20 protein-coding genes and 2 riboswitches are annotated in these 21,810 nt (G+C 60.0%); of the genes, 19 read left to right on the top strand and 1 reads right to left on the bottom strand.

Going from position 1 to position 21,810, the window contains the following annotated elements:
* The first annotated feature begins 6 nt into the window (after positions 1 to 6).
* Positions 7 to 207, top strand: a riboswitch (cobalamin riboswitch).
* Between the two features lie 115 nt (positions 208 to 322).
* The 19 genes from NSND_RS12160 to NSND_RS12070 all read left to right on the top strand — a co-directional run bounded on the left by NSND_RS12160 (position 323) and on the right by NSND_RS12070 (position 19,919).
* The gene (locus NSND_RS12160) at positions 323 to 1,504 is read left to right on the top strand and encodes a CbiX/SirB N-terminal domain-containing protein (RefSeq protein WP_080879260.1); all 1,182 of its coding nucleotides are present in this window, start codon (positions 323 to 325) and stop codon (positions 1,502 to 1,504) included.
* Between the two features lie 13 nt (positions 1,505 to 1,517).
* Positions 1,518 to 1,892: a DUF3209 family protein gene (locus NSND_RS12155; RefSeq protein ID WP_080879259.1), complete on the top strand. Its 375-nt coding sequence runs from the start codon at positions 1,518 to 1,520 to the stop codon at positions 1,890 to 1,892.
* Positions 1,893 to 1,897: 5 nt separating this feature from the next.
* Positions 1,898 to 2,623, top strand: a complete 726-nt coding sequence (locus tag NSND_RS12150; RefSeq protein WP_080879258.1) for an FAD-dependent oxidoreductase — start codon at positions 1,898 to 1,900, stop codon at positions 2,621 to 2,623.
* The gene (locus tag NSND_RS12145) at positions 2,620 to 2,991 is read left to right on the top strand and encodes a hypothetical protein (RefSeq protein WP_080879257.1); all 372 of its coding nucleotides are present in this window, start codon (positions 2,620 to 2,622) and stop codon (positions 2,989 to 2,991) included. The genes NSND_RS12150 and NSND_RS12145 overlap by 4 nt, the downstream gene beginning before the upstream one ends.
* Positions 2,991 to 4,097 (top strand): cobalt-precorrin-5B (C(1))-methyltransferase, encoded by a 1,107-nt coding sequence (locus tag NSND_RS12140; RefSeq protein ID WP_080879256.1) that lies wholly within the window; start codon positions 2,991 to 2,993, stop codon positions 4,095 to 4,097. The genes NSND_RS12145 and NSND_RS12140 overlap by 1 nt, the downstream gene beginning before the upstream one ends.
* Positions 4,094 to 4,744, top strand: a complete 651-nt coding sequence (locus NSND_RS12135; RefSeq protein ID WP_080879255.1) for a precorrin-8X methylmutase — start codon at positions 4,094 to 4,096, stop codon at positions 4,742 to 4,744. Before NSND_RS12140 ends, NSND_RS12135 begins: the two co-directional genes overlap by 4 nt.
* On the top strand, positions 4,741 to 5,997 hold the full coding sequence (gene cbiE, locus NSND_RS12130; protein WP_080879254.1) for a precorrin-6y C5,15-methyltransferase (decarboxylating) subunit CbiE: 1,257 nt from the start codon (positions 4,741 to 4,743) through the stop codon (positions 5,995 to 5,997). Before NSND_RS12135 ends, cbiE begins: the two co-directional genes overlap by 4 nt.
* Positions 5,994 to 6,776 (top strand): precorrin-2 C(20)-methyltransferase, encoded by a 783-nt coding sequence (gene cobI, locus NSND_RS12125; protein WP_080879253.1) that lies wholly within the window; start codon positions 5,994 to 5,996, stop codon positions 6,774 to 6,776. The genes cbiE and cobI overlap by 4 nt, the downstream gene beginning before the upstream one ends.
* Positions 6,773 to 7,912, top strand: coding sequence for a cobalt-precorrin 5A hydrolase (locus NSND_RS12120; RefSeq protein ID WP_080879252.1), 1,140 nt, complete (start codon positions 6,773 to 6,775; stop codon positions 7,910 to 7,912). Before cobI ends, NSND_RS12120 begins: the two co-directional genes overlap by 4 nt.
* Positions 7,909 to 8,745, top strand: a complete 837-nt coding sequence (cobJ, locus tag NSND_RS12115) for a precorrin-3B C(17)-methyltransferase (RefSeq protein ID WP_080879251.1) — start codon at positions 7,909 to 7,911, stop codon at positions 8,743 to 8,745. Before NSND_RS12120 ends, cobJ begins: the two co-directional genes overlap by 4 nt.
* A complete protein-coding gene (locus NSND_RS12110; protein WP_080879250.1) occupies positions 8,745 to 9,158 on the top strand; it encodes a precorrin-3B C(17)-methyltransferase in 414 nt (137 codons plus the stop codon). The genes cobJ and NSND_RS12110 overlap by 1 nt, the downstream gene beginning before the upstream one ends.
* Positions 9,159 to 9,168: 10 nt before the next feature.
* Positions 9,169 to 9,960: a precorrin-4 C(11)-methyltransferase gene (cobM, locus tag NSND_RS12105; protein WP_080879249.1), complete on the top strand. Its 792-nt coding sequence runs from the start codon at positions 9,169 to 9,171 to the stop codon at positions 9,958 to 9,960.
* Entirely contained in the window at positions 9,950 to 11,422 is a 1,473-nt protein-coding gene (gene cobA / locus NSND_RS12100; protein WP_080879248.1) for a uroporphyrinogen-III C-methyltransferase, read from the top strand. The genes cobM and cobA overlap by 11 nt, the downstream gene beginning before the upstream one ends.
* The gene (bluB, locus tag NSND_RS12095; RefSeq protein WP_080879247.1) at positions 11,419 to 12,168 is read left to right on the top strand and encodes a 5,6-dimethylbenzimidazole synthase; all 750 of its coding nucleotides are present in this window, start codon (positions 11,419 to 11,421) and stop codon (positions 12,166 to 12,168) included. Before cobA ends, bluB begins: the two co-directional genes overlap by 4 nt.
* Positions 12,169 to 12,214: 46 nt before the next feature.
* Positions 12,215 to 13,591 (top strand): cobyrinate a,c-diamide synthase, encoded by a 1,377-nt coding sequence (locus NSND_RS12090; RefSeq protein ID WP_080879246.1) that lies wholly within the window; start codon positions 12,215 to 12,217, stop codon positions 13,589 to 13,591.
* A complete protein-coding gene (locus NSND_RS12085; protein WP_200810525.1) occupies positions 13,588 to 15,138 on the top strand; it encodes a cobyric acid synthase in 1,551 nt (516 codons plus the stop codon). The genes NSND_RS12090 and NSND_RS12085 overlap by 4 nt, the downstream gene beginning before the upstream one ends.
* A 50-nt stretch (positions 15,139 to 15,188) precedes the next feature.
* Positions 15,189 to 15,989 (top strand): HoxN/HupN/NixA family nickel/cobalt transporter, encoded by an 801-nt coding sequence (locus NSND_RS12080; protein WP_080879245.1) that lies wholly within the window; start codon positions 15,189 to 15,191, stop codon positions 15,987 to 15,989.
* Between the two features lie 64 nt (positions 15,990 to 16,053).
* A riboswitch (cobalamin riboswitch) is annotated at positions 16,054 to 16,178 on the top strand.
* Positions 16,179 to 16,228: 50 nt separating this feature from the next.
* Positions 16,229 to 18,424 (top strand): TonB-dependent receptor, encoded by a 2,196-nt coding sequence (locus tag NSND_RS12075; RefSeq protein WP_080879244.1) that lies wholly within the window; start codon positions 16,229 to 16,231, stop codon positions 18,422 to 18,424.
* A 13-nt stretch (positions 18,425 to 18,437) separates the two neighbouring features.
* Positions 18,438 to 19,919 carry a hypothetical protein gene (locus NSND_RS12070; protein WP_080879243.1) on the top strand — a complete coding sequence of 494 codons (1,482 nt, stop codon included), beginning with the start codon at positions 18,438 to 18,440 and terminating at the stop codon, positions 19,917 to 19,919.
* Positions 19,920 to 20,374: 455 nt separating this feature from the next.
* Here the strand turns inward: NSND_RS12070 and merA are convergent, their stop codons facing one another.
* Positions 20,375 to 21,808: a mercury(II) reductase gene (merA, locus tag NSND_RS12065; RefSeq protein ID WP_080879242.1), complete on the bottom strand. Its 1,434-nt coding sequence runs from the start codon at positions 21,806 to 21,808 to the stop codon at positions 20,375 to 20,377.
* Positions 21,809 to 21,810 lie beyond the last annotated feature (2 nt).

Raw genomic sequence — 21,810 nt, 5'->3', positions numbered from 1 at the left:
TTGGCTGATATGAGTAATCTCTCGGATGCCCGCTAGGGCGTAACAGGGAAGTCCGGTGAAAAACCGGCGCGGTCCCGCCACTGTAAGTGGGAAGCTCCCCCGTTTTAGCCACTCGACAAACTTGTTGGGGAAGGCTGGGGGTAGCGTTGAAGGTTCGACCTTCTGAACCTATGAGCCAGGAGACCTATCCGAGCTGACATAGTACGGTTTCTCCGCGCGGTAACGGAGGATCTCTCCTGCCTTTTTGGCATGCGACCTCTTGTTCCTGTTGTGGAGCTGGAGGTTTTTTTATGCCGGCAGCCTCTCCCACGGTTTGTGTTGCATGACGACGGGATTGCTCATCGTCGGGCACGGCAGTCGTGATCCCAATGCCAATGTTGAGTTCGAGTCCTTAGTCAATGCCTATCGCGTGGCGCGTCCTGATCTCGATGTGGCGCATGGCTATGTGGAGTTGGCCCGCCCGTCGTTGGCCACCGCGCTTCGTGAGTTGGCGCAGCGAGCCGATTCCGTTGTGGTCCTGCCGTTGTTCCTTTTTGCCGCGGGGCATGTGAAGAACGATATCCCGCTCGCGCTCTCGCAGGCTCGGCAAGAGTTTCCCTCCGTCCGTTTTATCGTGGCCAATGCCTTGGGCATCCATCCCAATCTCGTGGAGCTGGCCTTTGAGCGGGCGCGGGCGGCGCTGGAGGGTGCCCGTGAATCCGCGAAGACTGCCGTCGTGGTCGTGGGCCGTGGTTCAAGCGACCCGGATGCGAACGGGGACTTCTGTAAAGTTGTTCGTCTTCTTGCCGAGGGGCGCGAGATCGGGTGGGTGGTGCCCTGTTTCATCGGCGTGACGAGACCGCTGTTTGACGAGACGGTGGAGCTGGTCGCGCGCGCGCGCCCAGAGCGGATCATCGTGGCTCCCTACTTTCTCTTCGGCGGAAGACTGATCACGAAAATTCGCGAGCAGGTGGAATCGTTTCAAGCTCGCTATCCCTGGATCAAGACCGAATTGGCACCCCATTTGGGCGTCGACGACCGGTTGCTCCGCTTGATGGACGAGCGCCTTGCGCAAGCGACGGCAGGGGAACGGCCACTCCCCTGCGATACCTGTCAGTATCGTGTGCCGGTATCCGCTGTGACCGAGCATGTGGGCGGGCTCAAAGCGCTGCTCTGGAGTCTGCGGCACGGATTCACCCATGCGCAGGCCATGCCGCACGTGCATGCCCACCGCCCGCTGGCTAAACATGTCCTGGTCTGCGGGAATGTCGATTGCGCCGATGGCGGGAGCATTCCCCTCATTGCCACATTGCGGCGGCTGTTGAAGGACGCCGGGCGGGATCAGGATATTCGCGTGACGAAGACCTCCTGCATGGGCCGCTGCGGGGAAGGACCGACGGTCGCGGTCTATCCTGATGGCATTTGGTATCGGGGTGTGAAAGAGACGGATGCGAAGGAGTTGGTCGAGGAGCATCTGCTCGGCGATCGGCTCGTCAGTCGCCTGGTCGATAACATTATGCAGTAACGGAGGAGAGACGATGGCCTGTCATGAAATCGCAGGGCTGCGGCTAGGTTTGATGGAAGTGTTGGGAGTGAAGAACGAAGCCGAACGGCAGCATGAGTTGGCGGAGCTGGGGACCGGGGCCGATCAACCGGGACCGATTCGTTCCATGTGCGGCGCCAAGGACTTGGCCACGCTCAAGCAGTTTTATGAGACGGCGGTAGCTGCGCTTGAAGAGCGCGTGTCTGCCACCCGCGCCGACGATCCGAAGCTGCCCTATCTGCGTACGCTGGTGGTGCTCACGAAGAAGGTCGATCTCGATCTGGCCCATCAGATCGAAGGGCTCACTCACCTCTATCGCGACCTCGATGAGATGCATGACTTTGTTCATGAGATTTATCCGGCGGAGTAGCAGCAATGGCCGTAGCGAAGATCGCCAGAGTGGTGGGAACCGAGAGGCTGGGGCCCGATACTCTGCTCCTCGATCTGTGCGCGGCCGAGCCCTTGGGGTTCGTCGGCGGACAGTACCTCATCCTTGATAGTCGAATCGTGTTGCCGAACGGCAAAGCCGTCAAGCGGGCCTACTCGCTCCTCACCGGCGATGCGGAACAATGTCGCTTTCAACTCGCGGTGAAGCGTATTCCCGATGGATTGGGTTCCGCCTTCGTGCACGGACTGGCAGCGGGAACGGACGTTTCGTTCAGCGGACCCTGGGGCAAGTTTTTCCCGAGAGAGGATGTCTCAGGCAGGACTTTGATCCTGGCGACGGATACAGGGATCACCGCTGCGCTGGGACTCTTACGCGCGACCCGTTTTGCGCCGTTGCTCCCTCAGGCCCGGCTCATGTGGCTGCGCGACTCGGCGGAGTATTTTCTCCCGGACGAGTTCGTGAAGAATCAGGTTCCCGCGGCTTGTGGCGAGGTGCGAATCGAGGCGATTCCCGCAGTTGGTCATCCGGAGCGGGTTCCTCATGCCAGAGCCATGCTTTGTGAAGTGTTGTCGCGTGGCGATCTCACTCAGGCCTTCATTGCGGGCGATGGAGTCGTGAACCTGGCATTGCTCGACGATTTGGTGGCGGCAGGAGTGGCCGTGAGCAAGGAGCAGGTGGAGTCGTTCTTCAATATGCCGAAGAAGTCCGCATGACCGGACGGGAGCAGATGCTTGCCGCGCTGGAAACTGCACTTGGGTTTGGGGAGACGAGCGTCATCGTTCGTTCGTCCGGCGCGATCGCCGAGGTCCATGGCCTCCTCACTGTGCGGCAGGGGGCTGAGTGGGTCACGCTGGGCGAAGAGGGACAGACCCATGTGCATCTCAAGATCGAGGCTGGAAGCAGGCTTCTCTATCGACAGCAGGATGAGGCCAATGCGGCGCTGGAATTAGCAGGGCCGGATGGGGAGTTGCTCTGTCGGGTGACGTTCCGGGGTACGAATCGGGCGAAGGCAGAGCATTACAGCCCTGAACGTGCGGCAAAGATTCGTGAGTGTTTTAGTGGGCTAGCGGGACATGAGTGATGGATAAGAGCGTACCGCCGAAAGATCGAAAGGGGCTGCGCACAGGATTTACCACAGGCGCCTGTGCCGCGGCAGCGGCCAAGGCTGCGACCCGCTGTCTCGTGAAGGGTGCCATGCTGTCTGAAATTGAAACGACCCTGCCGAATCGGACGCGCGTCACGTTCGCGCTCGCCCGTTGTGAGCGAATGGACCGCCGCGCGATTTGCAGCATCATCAAGGATGCCGGCGACGATCCTGATTGTACACATGGGGCCGAGTTGACAGCAGAAGTGGAGCTGCGAGCAGAACCAGGCATCGAGATCAGGGGAGGCCAGGGCGTAGCCACCGTCACCAAGACTGGGTTGGGCTTGGAGATTGGCGGGCCTGCGATCAATCCGGTTCCACGGCGCAATATTACGGAGATGGTGGGGGAGGAATTGGCCGGCGCTCCCTACGAGGGCGCGGTGGTGACGATCAGCGTGCCGGGCGGTGAAGAGATGGCTAAGAAGACCACCAACGCGCGGCTTGGCCTCCTGGGCGGCATCTCCATACTCGGCACAACCGGCATTGTGCGGCCCTATTCGACGGCGGCGTTCAAGGCGAGCGTCATGCAAGAGATCGATGTGGCCGCGGCCGGTGGTCTGCGCGAGCTGGTGCTCACGACCGGCGGCAAATCGGAGCAGTATGCGATGGCGCTCTATCCGCAGTTGCCGGAGCAGGCCTTTATCCAGGTGGGCGACTTCATCGGCGTCGGAATCAAACAATGTGCGAAGCGAGGGATCGCGCGAGCCATCATCGTCGGGATGATGGGAAAATTGTCGAAGATGGCCAACGGCAAGATGCAGACGCATGCCGCCGGATCGGAAGTGGATATGGAATTTCTGGCGTCGCTGGCAGCCGAGTTATCGGCGTCGGACGAGTTGGTGGCCGCTATCCGCCAGGCCATTACAGCCCGCCATGTGTTGGAATTATGCCGCGAGGCAGGCCTCGTCGGTATCACGTCGTTGGTTTGCAAGAGGGTTGTCGAACATTGTCAGGTTCACGCGGGCGGCAAGCTGGCGGTGGAAACCTGTCTGGTAGATTTCGGCGGCTCGTTGCTCGGTCGTTACCCGGAGGTTCAGATATGAACGATATGAGACAGATGACCGCGCTCGGACGGAGCATCGAGGATGGCAGTTTCGCGATCATCGACCAGGAGTCGGGTCTGCACGATTTCGGCCCGGACGAATGGCAAGTCGTGCGCCGGGTGATCCATGCTACGGCGGACTTCGAGTTTAAGACCCTGATGCGATTCCATCCCGATGCGGTGCGCGCCGGGGTGGCGGCCCTTCAAGGAGGCTGCCCTCTCTTGGTCGATGTGAAGATGATTTCTGCCGGCCTGAACGAGGAGCGGCTCTCCTCCTATGGCTGCAAGGTCTACTCGTTTATTTCGGACGAGGATGTGATTGCGACGGCCAAGGCCAACAACTCGACACGCGCGATCGAGGCCATGAAAAAGGCGCATCGCCTCAATCTGCTCGATGGAGCGGTGGTGGCGATCGGCAATGCCCCGACTGCCTTATTGGAGTTGGCCCGCTTGATTCGCGAGGAGGGAGCGACGCCGGCTCTCATCATCGGGGTGCCGGTCGGGTTCGTGTCGGCGGCTGAGTCCAAGGAAGTCATATTAGAACTTTTGACTCCTTCTATCGTGGCGCGCGGCCGCAAGGGGGGCAGCCCCATTGCCGTCGCGATTATCCATGCTCTATTGCTCCTATCAGCAAAGGTTCCTGCATGAGTCCAAGGTGCCCCATTACCTTGATCGGGATCGGGGACGACGGCTGTGCGAGCCTGACGAGCCGCGCCGTGAATGCGGTCATGAAGGCGGGGGTGCTCGTGGGCGGGGAGCGCCATCTTGAATTCTTCCCGCAGTTTCAGGGCGAGAAGATTGTCCTCAAGAGCGGCGTGGTGTCGGTGCTCGACCGGGTGGCGGAACTGGCAGAGGAACAGAATGTTTGTGTGGTGGCGTCCGGCGATCCGTTGTTTTTCGGCATCGGCAGCCTGGTGATTCAGCGGCTAGGTGCCGAGCATGTCGAGGTGTTGCCGCAGCCCAGTTCGATGCAATGGGCCTTTGCGCGAGCTGGATTGAAGTGGGACGACGCAGCCTTTGTGTCTCTGCATGGCCGCTCGTCCGAGGGATTTCTCACCAGGCTCAAGGGGCAGGCGAAGGTGGCGATTTTCACTGATGAAAAGAATTCGCCATCGGTGTTAGCTCAGCGCATGGTCCTCCATGGAGAGACGGCCTGGGAGGCCTGGGTCTGTGAGAATCTTGGCGGTCCGGATGAAAAGGTTCGGCGATTCGACATCGCGGCGCTTGCGACTTGTCAGGATGTCGGGCCGCTCAATGTGTTGGTGCTCGTCCGCTCCGATCCCTCCTGGCGCGCGCCCTGCACCATTCCGTTTCTCCATGAGGATCAATTCGCGAAGCGGATGCCGAAGAAGGGCCTCATTACGAAGCGTGAAGTGCGATTGTTGTCGCTGGCCGCGATGGGGATCAGACCGGACAGCGTGGTCTGGGATATCGGGGCCGGTTCCGGATCGGTGTCGATCGAGGCGGCGTTGCTTGCGCCGAAAGGCCTGGTCTACGCGATCGAGGTCGATTCGGAGGGCGTCGAGATCTGCCGCGACAATCTGTTGGCCCATGCGGTGGACAATGTGCGCGTCATCGCAGGCCGGGCGCCGGAGGCGCTGGCAGGCTTGGAAGCGCCCGATGCCGTCTTCATCGGGGGCAGCAAAGGGAGCATGGAAGAGATCATCGACGTTGTCATGGACCGGCTGCAACCAGGTGGACGCCTCGTCGTGAATGCCATCACGTTGGAGAATGTCGCGGAGACCTATCAGACCTTGCGGAAGCGCGGGTTGGTGCCGGATGTCACGTTGCTGCAAGTCTCGCGCGCCGAACCCTTGGCCCATTACCTTCGTTACGAAGCCTTGAACCCGATTCAAATTTTTGCCGTCGAGAAGCCCAGTCAGACAGGAGCGGTCTCATGAACTACGGAACATTATATGGCGTCGGGGTCGGTCCCGGTGCGCCGGATCTGATCACGCTGCGTGCGCTCACCGTGCTGAAGCAGGCGCAGGTTCTTGCCCTGCCGCGCAGCTCCGATTACGGAGAGTCGATGGCCTGGAAAATTCTCAAGCCGACCTTGGGCGAGATTCCCGGACAGGAACGCATCTTTCTGACGTTCCCGATGAACAAGGATCCGGAGCGGTTGCGGCCTGCCTGGGATGCGGCCTTCACGGCTATCGGGGAGCGTTTGGGAAAAGGGCTGTCGGTCGCCTTTGCGACGGAAGGCGATCCCTCGCTCTTTAGCACATTCATCTATCTGCGGCGGGAAGCTCCGCTGCGCTGGCCGGGTATCCGTATCGAAGTCGTTCCAGGCGTCTCGTCGATCATGGCCGTGCCGTCCGTGACCGGCATTCCTCTGGCCGACGGGCAAGAGCGGATCGCCATCCTCCCCGCAAGCTACGGAGTCGAGGATTTGAGTCAGGTGCTGGAACTGTTCGACACCGTCGTCTTGATGAAGATGGGCACCGAGATCCCCAAGGTCGTTGAGGCGCTGGAGCAGCAGGGTCTGACTGACCGGGCGGTCTATGTGTCGAAGGCCACGATGGCTGAACAGCGGATCGTTCGGGACATCCGCACGATCCAAACCGAGCGGGGCGATTGCTTTGCGATGATGATTGTGTCGCGCAAGGAACGGAGCGGATTGTTGGCAGGTGTGGTCCCGGCCACGCCGCGCCCGGCCGTCAGAGAGACCAGGGCATGACCGCCGAACGCACACCGTTTGCCGTCTATGCCATTACGAAGCATGGGATTGCGATTGCCTCCCGCTTGCTGCCGCACCTGTCCGGCGCGGACCTCTTCGTTTCGGAGAAGCTGATCGCCTCGGCGCCGGCCGGTGCGCGACGCTTGCCGCTTCCGATGGGCCCGGCGTTGACCGAGACCTTTTCTGCGTACGATTGCCATATTTTCATTATCAGTGTCGGAGCCGTGGTGCGGATGATTGCGCCGCTCTTGAAGAACAAGAAGGTCGATCCGGCGGTAGTCTGCATCGACGACGCCGCGCGGTTTTCGATCTGTGTCCTGTCGGGCCACGTCGGGCGCGGCAATATCTTTACCGAACGAGTCGCGACCGCCTTGGGTGCGCAGTCGGTGGTAACGACTGCGTCTGATGCAATTGGCACGTTGACCGTAGATATTCTGGGCCGCGATCTTGGATGGACGCTCGACGATATGGACCGCAATGTGACGAGGGGCTGCGCCGCGGTGGTGAATGCGACCAAGGTGCTGTTTGTGCAGGAAACGGGAGAGCCGGACTGGTGGCCGGCTGAGAAGCCCTTGCCGGAAGGTGTCCGCTATGCGACGTCGCTAGAGGGAGTGGATCCGAACGAGTTTGAAATTCTGCTGATCGCCACGGATCGCGAGATCGGCTTGTCGCATCCGGCCCATTGGACGAATGCCGTGATCTATCGTCCGAAGAGTCTCGTGTTGGGGATCGGCTGCGACAGGGGAACGGCTCCCGATCTGGTAGAGCGGGGAGTCTTGGCCCTCTTGGCCAAACAGGGCCTCTCCCCCAAGTCGGTGAAAGAGCTGGCGACGATCGACGTCAAGAAGGATGAGCCGGCATTGCTGGCCTTGAGCGAGAAATATGGCTGGCCGTTGCGTCTCTATCCGGCTGCGCAATTGGACGCGGTGCCGGGCATCCAGAATCCCTCGGAGACGGTGAAGCAGCATGTCGGCTCGCGCGGGGTTTCGGAGCCGGCGGCATTGCTCGCGGCAGGGGTGGAGGAGCTCCTCGTGCCCAAGCAGATTTATACGGAGCCGGGAGCGGGGCGCTCGATGACCTTGGCCGTGGCGCGGCGGGCCTTCGTGAAACGGCCGATGGAGGTGGGCAGCCTATGAGCGAGGCAAGAGGAATTCTTTATGTCGTGGGGATTGGGCCTGGCGCGCAGGACCATGCGACTCCGGCGGCCTTGAAGGCGATTGCCGAGTCCCAGCTCGTGGTCGGCTACAGCACCTATATTAAGCTGGTCCGCCATCTGCTCGAAGGAAAAGAGATCATCAAGACCGGGATGACGGAAGAGATTGGCCGTGCCCGTGCCGCCATTGAACGGGCACGAGATGGCGCGACGGTGTCGTTGATCTCCTCTGGCGATGCGGGAGTCTACGGCATGGCAGGTTTGGTCTTTCAGGTGTTGAAAGAAATGGGCTGGAAGAGGGGCGATTCACCGGAGCTCCGGCTCATTCCAGGGATGACCGCGCTCAATTCCTGCGCCTCCCTGGTCGGCGCGCCGCTGGTCCATGACTCGTGCTCGATTTCGCTGTCGGATCTGCTGACCCCCTGGTCTGTGATCGAGCGCAGGATCGAGGCGGCGGCCAGCGCGGACTTCGTGATCGGTTTATACAATCCGGCCAGCGGCAGGCGCACGAGGCAGATCGTGGATGCCCAGGCGATTATCCGGCGTCATCGTGAGGGAGACACGCCAGTGGCCCTCGTGAAGAGCGCCTATCGCGATATGGAGCAGGTCATTCTGACCGATCTGGACACCTTCTTGGATTACGAGATCGGGATGTTGACCACCGTCATTATCGGGTCGAGCAATACCTTCATGTTCGAAGGCTACATGGTCACGCCGCGCGGCTATACCAACAAGTATCGTTTCGACGGGGCCGTGCTTCCCGGTCAGAGGCCGGGGTTCTCGCTCGTCGTGCCTCCTGCGTCGGAGGCGGACTGATGGCGCTGGTCGGACGTTTAGCCGGGGCCATTCTGGCCGAGACGGAAGGGCAGTTCTTTCTGGTGGGCAATCCCAAGGAGCCCTGCGATTTCGTCGCGGTGGGGTTCGAGTCTCCTGGCGTGATCGATGCCATGGAGCGGCCCTTTATCAGGCTCTCGCCCCTTCGTCCGGTTCAGATTCCGCAACCGTACGTGACCATGAACGTCGAGGGAGAAGTCTTGGTTCGGTTGCTGGTCGATCGGTTCGTCATCCAGCGGAATGGATCGGTGAGCGATCGCCTTTGGCGTTTGGTGACCGATCCCAAGCAGGAAAACCGCGCGGTGCCTGGTGGCACGATCGACGCGCGGTGGCTAGGCGAAATCCCGGCAGAGATTTGGCAGATTGTGCGAGAGACCGTGTTGAAGTGTACGTAAAGGAGTTTTGATGCGTGTCTATATTATTGGAGCGGGTCCGGGCGATCCCAAACTGCTCACGCTTCGCGGAGCGGAGTTGATCGCGTCTTGTCCCGTCGTGCTCTACACAGGCTCGCTGGTCCCCAAGGAAGTCATCGCCCGTGCCAGGGCTGACGCGAAGGTGATGGACTCGTCGGGGATGACGCTCGAACAGATCGTCGAGGTGATCGTGGCCGCCCACGATGCGGACCAGGATGTGGCGCGGGTCCATACGGGTGATCCGATGATCTTCGGGTCCACTGCCGAACAGATGCGCCGGTTGACGGAGTTGGGGATCGGCTACGAGATTATTCCCGGTGTCTCCTCCTTCACCGCGGCGGCGGCGGCGTTGGGCCGAGAACTCACCCTGCCGGAACTGTCTCAGACGGTGATTCTGACCAGGGCGGAGGGGCGGACCTCGATGCCGGAGGGAGAAAAACTGGAAGCCCTGGCGAAGCATCAAGCAACCTTGGCGCTATTTTTAAGTATCACGCTTCTCAAGGATGTCGTTCGTGATTTGACTCCGTCGTATGGAGCCGATTGTCCCGTGGCGGTGGTGCATAAGGCGTCGTGGCCAGATCAGGTGATTGTCACAGGGACCCTGGCGGATATTGCCGACAAAGTGAGAGCGGCCAAGCTCAATTCGACCTCGATGGTATTGGTGGGGCGTGTGCTCACGGCGACCGAGTTTGCCAATTCGAAGTTGTACGATCCAGAGTTTACCCATCGGTTCCGGAAGGGCGAGCCTGCGGTGAAGACGCAAGGAGAGATGCGTGCCGACTGAGCCGGAAACTCGAACAGGCATGGTCTATCTGGTCGGGGCAGGACCAGGCGATCCAGGGTTGCTCACGGTCCGTGCGCTGGAATTGCTGCGTGCCGCAGATGTCGTGGCCTACGATGAGTTGGTCTCGCAAGCTATTCTTTCTCTCGTCAGGTCGGAGGCTGAACTGCTGCCGGTGGGCCGGCGTCATGGTGAGGGCGCGATAGGCTATCGATTGCATCCGGAGGTGCTGGCTCGCGTCAAGGCAGGCAGGACCGTCATTCGCTTGAAGGCGGGAGATCCGCTGATCTTCGGGCGGGGCGGGGAGGAAGCGGAGGAGCTGGCGGAAGCAGGCATTCCCTGCACGATCGTTCCAGGCATTTCTTCGGCTCTTGGCGCCGCTGCCTATGCGGGCATTCCTCTGACCCATCGGCTGCATGCCTCCGATGTGACCTTCCTGAGCGGCCACGATGTCGAGGGGAGCCGGAGTCTCACTGATTGGTCCAAGGCTGCCAGCGGCAAGGGCACTCTGGTGTTGTTCATGGCTGCCAGAAAACTTTCGGCGAATCTTCAGCGATTGATTCAGGCAGGCCGCTCCGCTGAGACTCCCGCTGCCTATATCGCTTCCGCCACCACTTCAGAACAGAACGTCATTGTCGGAACCCTGGCGACCCTTCCGGAAAAAATACAGCACGTTGATCTTGCTATTCCGGCTCTCGTCATCGTGGGTGATGTCGTCGGATTGCGTGAACGGATTGCCTGGTTCGAGCGCCGTCCGTTGGCGGGACGCCGCCTGCTGGTCGCCCGCGCGCGCCCTGGCCGCTCTGCCATGGCTAGCGATTTCCGCGCGCTCGGTGCCGAGGTGCTGGAAAGTCCCGAGGTCGAAGCGGTCTCTCTCAGTGGAGGGTCTCCCCTCGATACCGCGCTAGTTCGCCTCCATGAATTCCGCGGCATCGTCTTCGGCTGCGCGGCCGGTGTCGATGCGATCTTGTCCCATGGTCCCACCCTTGACGTGCCGGTCATCGCAGTCGGGGCAGCGGCGGCGCAGGCGTTGTCACGCCATGGCCTCGCTGCCGAAGTTTCGCTGCGAGGCGCCTGTCAGGAAGCGGTGGAAGAGCAGTCGTCGTTTTTTCAGAAGGGGCGATTCCTTCTCGTAACAGCGGAGGGGGGCCGCCCCAACTTATACAACGAACTCACGAAGGTCGGCGCGGAGGTCGAAGCGGTGGCCGCCTATCGGTATGTGCACCGGATGCCGACGGCTCCCTTGCCGCCAATCGATCTTGTGGTGCTGCCCAGCTCCTCGGCGGCTCGCACCGTGCTTTCTGGTGATGTCGGCAAGCCTCTGTTGGGTCTGCCGATGGCGGCGATCGGGCCTCAGACCGAGGCCGCGGCGCGTCAATGTGGGGCTCGGTCTGTATCGTTGGCGAAGGAAGATACTGTGATCTCGTTGGTCTCGCTTGTGGTGTCGATGGTGGGGAAACTATGACGGATCATGCCTTTCCGGAAGCCTGGCGCCGCGGCCTGTACGAAACGATCACGCGCCGCCGCGACATGCGAGCGTTTCTCCCCGATCCCATTCCAAACGAGATCCTGGCCCGTATTCTCCTAGCAGCGCATCAGGCCGGGTCGGTTGGGCTCTCGCAGCCTTGGAACTTTCTTGTGGTCGAGAATCGTGAGGTTCGTGCGCAGGTGCGAGCCCATGTTGAGGCCGAACGGCTGCGCGCGGCGGAGACGTTCGATCAGGAACGCCGCGAGAAGTATCTCTCCTTCAAGCTGGAAGGGATCCTTGATGCGCCCCTCAATCTCTGTGTCACCTGCGACCAGGAGCGGTTCGGGCCGACGGTGATCGGGCGGAACACCATTCCAGAAACGGCGGTGTATAGCACGTGCTGCGCGATCCAAAACCTCTGGTTGGCAGCTCGGGCAGAAGGGGTCGGTGTCGGGTGGGTGAGTATTATGGAGCCGGCGGTCCTTCGCACGATCCTCGGAATTCCGGAACGGATTGTTCCGGTGGCCTATCTCTGCGTCGGGTTCGTGGAGAGTTTTCCTGAGCGGCCAATTTTTGAGAGTAATGGCTGGTTGCCACGACTGCCGCTGCATGAGTTGGTGTTTCATGACCGCTGGGACGCGCGGCCCAGGCCCGATCTCCTCCGCGCACTTGAGTCGAGCCGGATCGACGGAGCGCAAGCGACACCTGCACCGATACACTCCGCGGAAGGCAGAGCCCAATGACCTATCCATTCGAATGTGCGGTTAAGGCTCAGCCGGAGATTGGTTCGTGACGATTCCACGGCTCGTCATCGCCGGCACTGCTAGCAACGTCGGCAAGACGACCGTCATGGTCGGGCTCGTTCGGGCGTTACGTGCGCGGGGGTTGCGAGTGGCCGTCTTCAAGTGTGGCCCCGATTATCTCGATCCGACCTATCATGTTCGTGCGGCTGATGCGCCGTGTCACAATCTCGACGGATGGATGATGGGGCGTGAGGCGGTCCTTTCGACGTTTATGCGCGCGTCGCAAGGGGCAGACATTGCATTAATCGAAGGGGTGATGGGGTTGTTCGACGGCGCGTCACCGACGGGCGATGAAGGCTCGACGGCCGAGATCGCCAAGTGGCTCCAAGCGCCGGTGCTGCTCGTGTGCGATGCGGGAGGGATGGCTCGCAGCATTGCGGCGCTAGCCAAAGGGTTTTCGACCTTCGACGCAGGCTTGCAGATTGCCGGTCTCATTTGTAACAAGCTCGGCAGCCGCGGGCATTTGGAATTGCTCCGCAAGGCGACGGGTGGCGAGCCTCCCGTCATGGGGGGGCTTCTTAAGGAACCTACTTTGGCGTTCGCGGATCGGCATCTGGGTCTACGCAGCGCAGACCGGGCGACGGTCCCGGAGGATGTCTTTGTGTCGTGGGGCGATCGGGTGAGTGAGTGGTGCGATGTCGATGCGATCATCGCGCTGGCGCAATCCACGCCGGTTCTTCCTGAAATTCCTACCATGGAACGGATCGTCGGTGAGGGAGCCAGCTGTCGAATTGGTCTCGCGTTCGACGAGGCGTTCCATTTCTATTATGACGACAACCTCCGCCGTCTTGAGAGTCTTGGTGCGGAGCTCGTGCGGTTTTCTCCCATTCACGATACGCATCTGCCGGATGTGGACGGTCTGTATTTCGGTGGCGGCTACCCGGAGGTTCATGCGGAGGAGCTGTCGCGGAATCTTTCGATGCGTAGGGATGTGGTCTCGTTTGCCGAAGCTCATGGCCCCATCTATGGAGAATGCGGCGGGCTCATGTATTTGTCCAACGGCATCAAGACGCTCGATGGCGTGCTGCATCCCATGGTGGGGCTCATTCCAGGCGAAGCGGAAATGAAAGATCGTTTGCAGGCGCTCGGATATGTCGAGGTGGACACGAAGGACGCGACGATGCTCGGTCCGGCGGGCTTAAAATTTCGAGGCCATCAATTTCGCTATTCGGACTTTCGCCTTCCGGCAGAAGTCGAGTGCACCTACCATGTCCGCCGTCGCCGCGGGGGAGAGCCGTTTCAGGAGGGCTATCGTCAGGGCAATACGCTGGCGTCCTATGTCCATGCCCATTGGGCCTCGAACCCGCGCTTGGCTCAGGGTTTCGTGCAGGCCTGCTCGGCCCATGCCAGGAGGGTCCGGTGAGCGGACTGGCCCCCACGATCATGGTCCAGGGGACGGCTTCGTCTGCAGGGAAGAGTCTCCTGGTCACGGCCCTCTGCCGGTTTTTCCGCCGCGAAGGACTGCGCGTCGCTCCCTTCAAGTCGCAGAACATGTCGCTGAACTCGGCCGTCACCATCGATGGCCTGGAGATCGGGCGGGCGCAAGCGGTGCAGGCCGAGGCCTCCGGTATTCTGTCCTGCGTGGACATGAATCCGATCCTGCTCAAGCCCGAAGGTGATCGACGCAGCCAAGTCGTGGTACTCGGCAAGTCGATCGGCAGCATGCTGGCGACCGAGTATCACGAGTATAAGCCGCGCCTCACGACCGTGATTGCGGAGTCGTTGACTCGGCTTCGATCGAACTACGATCTGGTTGTGATCGAGGGGGCGGGGAGCCCGGCTGAGATCAATTTGAAGGATCGCGACATCGTTAACATGCATGTGGCCAAGCTGGCGGATGCGCCGGTTATTCTGGTGGGGGATATCGATCGAGGCGGCGTCTTCGCCTCCTTTGTCGGGACGATGGAACTGCTCGAGCCGGACGAGCGGGACAGGGTTGCGGCCTTTGTCGTGAATAAATTTCGCGGCGACCTGGCGTTGCTCACACCGGGGCTCGAGTTTTTGAGCGAGCGCACAGGCAAGCCGGTGCTGGGTGTCGTGCCCTATATCAAAGACCTCCGCGTTGCCGACGAGGATTCCGTATCGCTTGAAGCGCGGATGGCTCGGCGTAGACCCTCCCAGCAGGAACTAGATGTCGTGGTCGTGCGCGTGCCGCACCTCTCCAACTACGACGATGTCGAAGCATTGGAACATGAATCTGGTGTTGTTGTGCGTTTCGTTGAGCAGCCTGACGAAGTTGCGGGTGCCGATCTCGTGATTCTTCCCGGTTCGAAGAGCACAGTGGCAGATCTCGCGTGGCTCCGTGCCAGTGGCTTCGCCGGCGCGATTGAGGCGCGCGCCCGTGAGGGTGGACCGCTCTTAGGTGTATGCGGCGGATGCCAAATGCTTGGTGAGATGATCGACGATCCGCACGGAGTGGAATCGGCGGAGCCTCACGTACGGGGATTGGGACTGCTGGCCCTAGGAACCCACTTCGAGCAGGAGAAAGTCACGACGCAGGTTCTAGCCCGCGTGCTGTGCCCCTCGTTTCTCACCGATGGCGTGGGGCTCGAAGAAGCGGTCCATGGATATGAAATCCATATGGGAATGGTGGTGCCACATAATCAGCAGGCGAGCCCCTTCGAGATTCAGTCGCGGAACGGGCGCACAGAGGTACGCAGTGACGGGGCTCTCAGCAGCGATGGGATGGTGGTGGGTACCATGTTGCATGGCCTGTTCGAGAATGAGGTGATCAGGGCGCGGACTCTTTCTTTCCTGCGTCGGCGCAAGGGGATTTTCGCAGGCGACATCATCCGGCGCATTCCCACGAAACAGGACGAGTACGACCGGCTGGACGCCGTGGTGCGTGGGCATCTCGACTGTGAGCTGCTCTGGCGTCTTACCGGCCTCTGCCCGGTGTTACCACGGTGAATGATGCGTCAGAGTTTTCGGGGTGAGAACTATGGGCCACAAGGGAGCCTATGAATCCAGCTGATGGCAGTCTCTGGGCCTTGCTCGGTCTCGCCTTCGCATTGGGCTTGAGCCATGGAGCCGACCCAGACCATCTCACCGCCATCGATGGCATGACGAGGGCGTCTGTCGATCGGCATCCGAGAATGAGCCGGTGGGTGGGGACATGGTTTGCGTTCGGGCATGCCCTCTCCGTCCTGTTGATTGCGGGGTTGATCGCATTGGCGGCGGAGTATCTGCAATCGTTCAACGACTCTGTGCTGCACGTGAGTGGGGTGTTGTCGGCCTGCCTGTTGTTCGCCATTGGGACATTAAACCTCGCCAGGCTGATGACATTGCCGGCTGGAATGACGGTTCCGAGCCACGGGGTCATCGGCCATTTTTTGCCCAGACAGTTGCTCAACATCACACACCCGATGAGCGCCGTGCCGATCGGCGCGTTGTTCGGGCTGGGGTTCGAGACCGCCAGCCAGATGTCGGCCTGGGCCTTGGCCGGCACGATGGGCTATGGCCTGCTGGGCGCGCTGCTGATCGGCGTGGCCTTCAGTCTGGGGATGGTCGTTACCGATTCCCTCAACGGCCTTGTTGTACGCCGGATGTATTTGGCGGCGACCACGATGGCGATCCAAGGCAATCGCATGATGACGCTGACCGTCGTAGGGCTGGCTTACGTCGTCGGGATCATCAAATTACTCCAGCCCACCTCGTTTGCGTTGCCGATCAGCGATCTGGGTCTCACGATTATGGTGCTCGGCGCGGTGTTGCTGGCGTTTCTGACCGCACTGATCAAACCCAAGTGCCGGGTGGCGTAACAGAAGGGAGGCCTACTAGAGCAGTAACTTTTTCAATCCAATGCATCGATAGCCCATGTACCCCAAGGGAAGCGCGGTAGAAGCCGCCACTGGTCCGCAACTGTGATCGGGGACGAAATCTGCACTCAGCCACTGTCCACAAGGATGGGAAGGCGCAGAGAGTAGGACGAGCCGAGAGTCAGGAGACCTGGGTATATGGAGACTCCAGAAACCCCTTTCGTGATCAAAGGAAGAGCACTATGCTTCGCCGTCTTGTCATGGCCTCAGGAATTGTGTTGTGTCTCATGCCCCTCAATCTTTTTGCCAAGGAAGGTGAAGGGGATCCCGTGGAAGTGCAGGAAGTGACGGTGATTGGACAGCCAGTCGAGCGCCAGGGGACGGGGACGCTCAATCTCGACAGTCTAAGTATGACGTCCAGCCGCTTGGGTCTGACGCTACGTGAGATTCCCGCCAGTATTGAGGTGATCGGTCAACAGACTATTCAGGAGCGCGGGTTTCGGTCGATCTCCGAAGCGATCGAAGGCGCGACGGGAGTGACGGTAGGCGACGCACCTGGAGACCCCGCGAACTTTTCCATGCGGGGGTTCACGAATAACCAGATTCGACTGCTGAACGATGGACTGATGACCGGCCCGGCCAATATGACCTCGCGCCCGCGTGACACGTGGAATCTTGATCGCATCGAGATCCTGAAGGGGCCCGCGTCGGTGCTCTATGGGGAAGGGGCGATTGCCGGCGCGATCAACTTCGTGACCAAGCGACCGGTCCGTGAGTTACAGGGAACGGAGACCTTTCTCTCGTATGGCAGCTTCAATACAACTAGGGCCGGCGTGGGCAGCGGAGGGACGCTCGGGACCGATAAGCTGCATTATCGAGTGGACCTGAGTTATCAGAACTCCGACAACTTTCTGGGCGTGCAGCGGGCACCCTATACCTATTGGAATGGGACCAGCGCCCTCCTCTATGACGTGACCTCTCGTCTCAGCGTTGAAGCGTCCTTCGATCTCGGGTTCGATCGCAGCAAGCCCTACTTTGGCACGCCGCTGGTGCCCTCGTCGTTTGCCACCCAAGGGGTCAACGGAGTCGTAAGCACGCTCGATGGGCGCACTGTCGATAGGCGGATGCTGCGGCAAAACTACAACACACAGGACAGCGACATGAGTGCGCTGACCACGTGGACGAAGCTCAAAACGACTTGGAAGCCGACCGATCTGATCGAAGTGCGGAACCAAGCCTATTACTACACGGCGAGGCGACATTGGCAAAATGCTGAAACCTACACATTTAACACTGGGACGCAGCTTATTGATCGTGATCGATTCTATGTGGCGCATGATCAGACTATCATCGGCGACCGACTCGAGTTTCAGGTCAACCAGCCCGTCGCGTCGTTGAAGAATCGTTTTGTGACGGGATTGGACTTTAGTCGTCTCGACTTCACGAGGCCTAGTTTTTTTAATGGGGCAGGTGGGAGCGTGGACCCGTTTGCCCCTGTCGCCGGACTGTTCGGGCCGATCGCGGCAGCAACGCAGAAGGCAATGGTCACCACGACCGCGCTGTTTGCCGAGGATCAGCTTAGCCTGACCGATCAGCTCAAGCTGATCGCCGGATTTCGACATGATCGTATCGATTTGACTCGGGAGTTGTTCGACACCGCCGGCGTCCTCGATACGTCGAGCAGTTTCTCGCGGAACTTCAATCCCACCACCTGGCGCGCAGGCCTTGTCTATGACGTGCTGCCGCAGGTCACGCTCTATGGGCAATACGCGACGGCGGCTGATCCGGCTGCCAGCAATATTTTCCTCGTGACACGTCAGGAAAGTTTTGCACTCGCGACCGGGGCGCAGTGGGAGGTGGGCGCCAAAGGGGACTTCTGGAACAAACGGGCCGAGTGGACAGTTGCGTACTTTGATATCTTCCGGAAAAACATTCTGACGCAAACCTCGCTGACGGAAGCGGTCAACGTCGGTCGGCAGTCGTCTAAAGGTGTCGAGCTGTCCATGGGGGTGCGTCCCACCGAAGCGTGGCGAGTACAGGGAAATCTGACCTTTCTGTCCGCCAAATTTGACGACTTTGCCGAACTGTCCGGAGGCAGTGTGGTCTCCCGGAACGGCAATCGCCCGTTCAATGTGCCGCAGGCGATGGCCAACCTCTGGTCGATCTATCGGCTCCCAACGGCGGTGCCGGTCGATCTCGGCGCGGCGCTGCGCTATGTGGGAGATCGCTACAACGATGCGGCGAATGCCATACGGATGCATGCGTATATGACGGTCGATGCCTGGATGACGGTGCCATACAAGAATCTGTGGTTCACGCTGCGCGGGCGCAACTTGTTCGATAAAACGTATGCGAGTTGGGGCGATAATTTCTATCCCAGCGAAGTCATCATCGGGGCGCCACGGACGGTTGAATTGAGCCTGATGGCGCGATTCTGACAGGGGTGCAGGGATGCGTTGGGTGAGTGCCGGACTGACAGGAATCCACCGTGTGTTGGGAGTGGGGATCGGTCTGCTCGTCATGCTCTGGTTCGGATCGGGCGCGGTGTTGCTCTTTGTGCCCTATCCGAGCCTGACCGAGGCGGAGCGATTCCGATGGCTTGAGCCACTCCAGTTGGAGTACTGCTGTGTGCCGCTGGAGTCGGTCTGGAATCAGGTTGGGCTGCCCCAAGGGGTCGAGCGGGTGCGTCTGCTGATGGCTGCCGGGCGTCCGGTCTACGTCATCCATTTTCTGGACGGTACGCTGACGAGTCTGTGGGCGGATCGCGGAGAACCCATGTCAGGGATCACACACAGCGATGCCTTACGTATTGCACAACAAGGTGTGCCGTTCGAAGGCGAGATCGCGGCGGAGGCGCTGCAGGACGATCAATGGACGGTCCAACAGCGTTTCGACCCCTATCGGCCCTTGTGGAAAGTCCCATTACACGATGCGGATGGGCATGAGGTATACGTCTCTTCCAAAACCGGGGAAGTGGTGATGGAGACGACGGTGTTCGAGCGAAGGTGGAATACGGTAGGTGCTGTCATCCACTGGCTCTATGTGCCGGTGCTACGTCGGCATTGGGCTGCGTGGGATCAGACGGTCTGGTGGCTGGCTGCGGCTGGCGTGGTCACTGCCGCCACCGGGTTTGTGCTCGGTCTTCAGCATCTTCATCACTGGAGACGGCAAGGCCATAGCAGCCCCTTTTCGGGGATCAAGCGATGGCATCATCTTTTTGGCGTGGCCATTGGATCTGTGGTCTGTACGTGGCTCTTGAGCGGCATGTTCTCGATGGATCATGGGCGCTGGTTCTCGATCCCCGAGCCAACGGTAGATCAGCGTCAACGCTTCATGGGTGGAACGTTGGTGCCTGAAGATATTGCCGTTCCGTTACGAGACGCCATGCGGCAGGCCCAGCTCGGTGATGCCGTTAAAGAGATCCTGGTTAGCAAGGTTGGGGGAGTGAGCTACTATGTGTTCCGCTCAGATCCTGAGCAGCAAGTGGTGATGAGCGCTGTCACGGCGCACGCGCCGTTTCTGGAATTTGGTCTCCAGGCTCTTCGTCAAGCGGCGAAGGCCGTGTTCCCAGCTCATGAAATTAAGAGGAGCGAAATCACCTACGGCGACATGTATTACTACAGCACGACCCACAATCCTCGGCCGCTTCCTGGTTTGCGAGTTGTTTTAGACAATCCGGCACAGACCTGGCTTCACATCGATATGAAGACAGGCCAGTTGATGGAGCTCATGGATCACAGCAGGAGAGTGTATCGATGGCTATTCCATGGTCTGCATAGTTGGGATATCCCGTTTCTTTTGGAGCACGACCGCCAACGGAAGATCTTACTCCTGGTGTTCTGCGTCGCTGGGTTCCTGTTCAGCTTGTCCGGGGTGTATTTGGGGATTACTGTGTTTGTTGGTCGGTCGCAGCCGAAACCACCAGCCACTTAATAGTGCATGGTCTTCCGAGGAGGCGGGAGGACAGATACCATGGTATTGTCCGTGCTTTCATCCGTCAAGATCCACACGATGGTGAACGGTCGTTGACATAGAAATCTGTTTCACAAATGTTTGGTCTCAATAAAGTCGATTGACTGCGGTCGCTCTGCCGATTGGCGACATGGGTCTCACGATCACTGTGTTCGGAGCAGTGCTGTCGGCGTTTCTGGCAGCTCTGGTGAGAGCAAAGTATTGGGTCGCGTAAGTGAAAGGAAGCCTACTAGAGCAGTAAATTTTTCAATCCAATGAATTTCTAACCCATGTACTTTAAGGGAAGCGCGGTAGTAGCCGCCACTGGTCCGCAACTGTAATCGGGGTGACGTATGGCCCCATACTGAGACAGTGCTTAACCAGAGCCGACGACTTTTTCTGACCCTCTAGGCTTGTTAGCTCATATCGGCGTGACGCTAGTCTGCACAGCAGCTCATTTTCGACACGTCTTTTGTGTACGACAACGCGGCGATTTTAAGCGCCTCGGACATGGTTGGATAGACGTGCAGCATGTGGGCGAAGTCGTCGATACTCGCACCAAAATGAAGCCCCATTGCCGCCTCATGAATCACCTCTGCCGCGTTCATTCCGTGCATTGACACCCCCAGCACCTTCTTCGTTGTCCGGTCCGCCACCATCTTCAGAACCCCTCTGGTCTCCCGGACCGCCCCAGCTCTGGGAACGAGAGACATAGGAATAACCCGACAATCGCACGCGTACCCGCGCGCATTGGCCTCCTCGTCCGACAGTCCGACGACGCCCACCTGCGGGTCGGTAAAAATCGCTCGCGGAATCACGGCGTGGTTTACCTTATGGCCCCCTTTGCCGTTGAGCGCATTCTCGGCGGCAATCCCACCGTCCTGCGCCCCCACAGGAGTCGCCATCTGGCTTCCTGTGTTGGAACCAATGACATCTCCGGCGGCATACACGTGCTCGGCAGAGGTGCGAAGCTCCTCATTGACCTTCACGAAACCACGTTCATCCAGATCGACTCCTGGAAGGTCAAGCCCCAGGTGTTCTGTATTCGGTGTGCGCCCCGTGGCCACAAGGAGCTTCGCCGCTTTCAGTTCCTTCTGCCGCCCGTCCACCTGGAGCGTGACGACGACTTGGCGTTCATCGCCCTGCACCCGGCTCACCGTGGTGTTCGTCTGGATGGCAATGCCCTCCTCACGAAATACGTCTGCCACTGATTGTGCAATCTCCGGCTCGTAGGCCGAAAGAATTCGCTCTCCGCGTGCCAGAATCGTGACGCGGGTGCCGAAGCGCGAAAACATCTGGCCCAGCTCAAGCGCGATGTAACCGCCACCGAGTATGATGAGCGACGCCGGAAGCTCTGTGATCTCGATGTCTTCGTGACTGGTGAGCAGGTCGCTGGTGAGATACGGCGTGTCACGAAGCCCTGGAACCTCTGGCACGGTGGGCGCGCTTCCCGTCGCGACAAGGAACCGAGGCGCTGAGAGCACCTGCCCGTTCACTGTCACCTCGTTCTGGCCACTGAAGCGAGCTGCTCCTTCAAAAACGCGGATGCTTTCAGAATTGGAGATAATGCTCTCATACTTCTTTCCCCGGTAGTCTTCAATCACGGCATCCTTCTGCTCGATCAGAGCACGGAAGTCCAGGCCCATCGAGGCAGGAGAGAGCCCTGGGTAGCGCGGATGCTTCGACTCGTAGAGGGTTTTTGCGGCTTCGATGAGGTTCTTTGAGGGCAAGCAGCCACGATTGACACACGTGCCACCGAGCGTTCGCACCTCGGTCATGGCTGCCGTTTTTCCGCGTTCTGCCGCGCGAAGCGCCGCCGCAAACGCCGTCGAGCCGGATCCGAGAATTACCAGGTCAAATGTCTTCGCCATGA

This window comes from Nitrospira sp. ND1, assembly GCF_900170025.1.
In the GTDB taxonomy this organism is placed as follows: Bacteria; Nitrospirota; Nitrospiria; order Nitrospirales; family Nitrospiraceae; genus Nitrospira_A.
Note: the sequence above shows the minus strand (reverse complement) of the source record. Positions and strands in the feature narration are given on the sequence as shown.

Excerpts from the sequence above, each read along its gene's own strand:
- NSND_RS12080 (WP_080879245.1), top strand. The coding sequence starts at position 15,189 with ATGAATCCAGCTGATGGCAGTCTCTGGGCCTTGCTCGGTCTCGCCTTC.
- merA (WP_080879242.1), bottom strand. The coding sequence starts at position 21,808 with ATGGCGAAGACATTTGACCTGGTAATTCTCGGATCCGGCTCGACGGCG.
- NSND_RS12110 (WP_080879250.1), top strand. The coding sequence starts at position 8,745 with ATGGCGCTGGTCGGACGTTTAGCCGGGGCCATTCTGGCCGAGACGGAA.
- NSND_RS12150 (WP_080879258.1), top strand. The coding sequence starts at position 1,898 with ATGGCCGTAGCGAAGATCGCCAGAGTGGTGGGAACCGAGAGGCTGGGG.
- NSND_RS12120 (WP_080879252.1), top strand. The coding sequence starts at position 6,773 with ATGACCGCCGAACGCACACCGTTTGCCGTCTATGCCATTACGAAGCAT.
- NSND_RS12135 (WP_080879255.1), top strand. The coding sequence starts at position 4,094 with ATGAACGATATGAGACAGATGACCGCGCTCGGACGGAGCATCGAGGAT.
- NSND_RS12075 (WP_080879244.1), top strand. The coding sequence starts at position 16,229 with ATGCTTCGCCGTCTTGTCATGGCCTCAGGAATTGTGTTGTGTCTCATG.
- NSND_RS12140 (WP_080879256.1), top strand. The coding sequence starts at position 2,991 with ATGGATAAGAGCGTACCGCCGAAAGATCGAAAGGGGCTGCGCACAGGA.
- NSND_RS12155 (WP_080879259.1), top strand. The coding sequence starts at position 1,518 with ATGGCCTGTCATGAAATCGCAGGGCTGCGGCTAGGTTTGATGGAAGTG.
- cobI (WP_080879253.1), top strand. The coding sequence starts at position 5,994 with ATGAACTACGGAACATTATATGGCGTCGGGGTCGGTCCCGGTGCGCCG.
- NSND_RS12070 (WP_080879243.1), top strand. The coding sequence starts at position 18,438 with ATGCGTTGGGTGAGTGCCGGACTGACAGGAATCCACCGTGTGTTGGGA.
- bluB (WP_080879247.1), top strand. The coding sequence starts at position 11,419 with ATGACGGATCATGCCTTTCCGGAAGCCTGGCGCCGCGGCCTGTACGAA.
- NSND_RS12145 (WP_080879257.1), top strand. The coding sequence starts at position 2,620 with ATGACCGGACGGGAGCAGATGCTTGCCGCGCTGGAAACTGCACTTGGG.
- cbiE (WP_080879254.1), top strand. The coding sequence starts at position 4,741 with ATGAGTCCAAGGTGCCCCATTACCTTGATCGGGATCGGGGACGACGGC.
- NSND_RS12160 (WP_080879260.1), top strand. The coding sequence starts at position 323 with ATGACGACGGGATTGCTCATCGTCGGGCACGGCAGTCGTGATCCCAAT.
- cobM (WP_080879249.1), top strand. The coding sequence starts at position 9,169 with ATGCGTGTCTATATTATTGGAGCGGGTCCGGGCGATCCCAAACTGCTC.
- cobJ (WP_080879251.1), top strand. The coding sequence starts at position 7,909 with ATGAGCGAGGCAAGAGGAATTCTTTATGTCGTGGGGATTGGGCCTGGC.